Raw genomic sequence first — 1,621 nt, 5'->3', positions numbered from 1 at the left:
GCCCGGGCCGGTGACGGTGACTGTCGCGCCGGGCTCGCCGACGCCGGTCAGTACGGTGCCTGCGCCGGTCACGGCAAGGCTGGTCGGTGCAGCTGGCGCCTGTGTGTCCGGCGCGGTATAGCTGGTGCTGCCCGAGGCATTCTGTGCAACGTCGACCTGCGTCACACCGAGTACCTGGCCGTTGAGCTGCGCGCTGGCCAGGTTGATGCTGAACACGCCGCCAGCGTTGACCACGCCGGTGCCGAGCACATTGCCACTGGCATCACGCACGGTGACCGTGGCATTGGCTTCGCCGGTACCGGTAAGCACCAGGCCATTGGCGGACAGCGCAGTGACCACCGGGTTGGCCGGCGGCGTGGTGTCGTCCGCCTGCACGAATACTGGCTGCGATTCGCCGCCTACCAGGTCCACGGCAGTGACCGACAGTGACTGCCCATTGAGTTGTGCGGTATCGAGTTGAAGGCTGAAGTCGCCGTTGAGGTCGGCTACGCCGCTGCCGATCAAGTCGCCGTCTTCGTCGTAGACGCGTATCGACGCGCCACTGGTGGCATTGCCGGTCAGCGTCAGGCCGTCACTGCCGAGCACCACATCGGTGGGGGGTGCTGGAGGTGGAACCAGGGGAGTCAGGTAAGTTTCTTCCTCCGAGGTGTTCGCGCCGTCGTTCTGGGTGACGGTCAAGATGGCGGCAGGCCCGGGGGCGGGGTCCAGTTCAATGGAGAAATTGCCGCTGGCATCGACCACGCCGGTGCCGATGGGATTGCCTGCCAGGCTGACGGTCACTGTAGCGTTGGGCTCACCGCGCCCGGTGAGCACGTCGTAGTCGGTATTGATTGCCAGGTTGGTGACCAGAGCAGGTGGCGACGTGTCGGTAGCCTGGTAGGTGGCTGGCAGCGAAGCATTGCCGGCGTCATCGGTAGAGACCACGGTCAGCAGTTGACCGTTGGTCTGCGCCGGGCTCAACGTCACGCTGAAGGTGCCGTCTACGGTGGCCTGGACGGTGCCGACAATGGTGTTGTCCGGGCCACGCACGGTGATGGTACTGCCGGGTTCGGCACTACCGATCAGCAGCGTGCCCGTCGGGTCCAGCGCCAAGTCGGCAGGTTGCGCTGGTGGCACCAAGTCCGGTGCGGTCACTTCGAATGGCGCGGAGGGGTTGCCGGTGACGTCCTGAGCGACGACGGTCAGTACCTGGCCGTCGATCTGTGGGGTTGTCAGGTCAAGCACGAAGGTGCCGTCAGGGTCGATCACGCCCTGGCCGACCATGTCGCCACGGTCGTTCATCACGGTGATGCGCGCCCCTGCTTCGCCGCTACCGGTGAGTTGGGTGCCGCTGTCGTTGAGCAACGCGACAACCGCAGCCGGCGGCGTGGTATCGACCGCGGTGACCGAGCTGTTGGGCGATACGTTTTCGCTTTCGTCTGTCAGGGTTACCTGAAGGCTTTGGCCATTGAGCTGCGGCGAGCTGAGGTCGACCACGAAGGTGCCGTCGGCAGCCACCGTGGCGGTGCCGATTTCAGTGGTGCCCAGGTATACCCTTACCGTGGTGCCTGCTTCGCCGACGCCGCTCAACTGATCGCCGGCAGCATTGAGGCGCAGTTCGGTTGCCGGTGCCGGTGGCGTG

The 1,621-nt window shown here is 65.6% G+C and carries 1 protein-coding gene; it reads right to left on the bottom strand.

All coding sequences use genetic code 11. The features are described from left to right. Positions 1–1,621 (bottom strand): Ig-like domain-containing protein (locus BLX42_RS02840; protein WP_256671911.1); only part of this gene is annotated, 1,621 nt, incomplete at both ends.

Origin of the sequence: Pseudomonas sp. SG-MS2 (assembly GCF_009933855.1) — a bacterium.
Taxonomy (GTDB): Bacteria; Pseudomonadota; Gammaproteobacteria; order Pseudomonadales; family Pseudomonadaceae; genus Aquipseudomonas; species Aquipseudomonas putida_E.
This window is presented reverse-complemented; position numbering and strand designations above follow the sequence as displayed.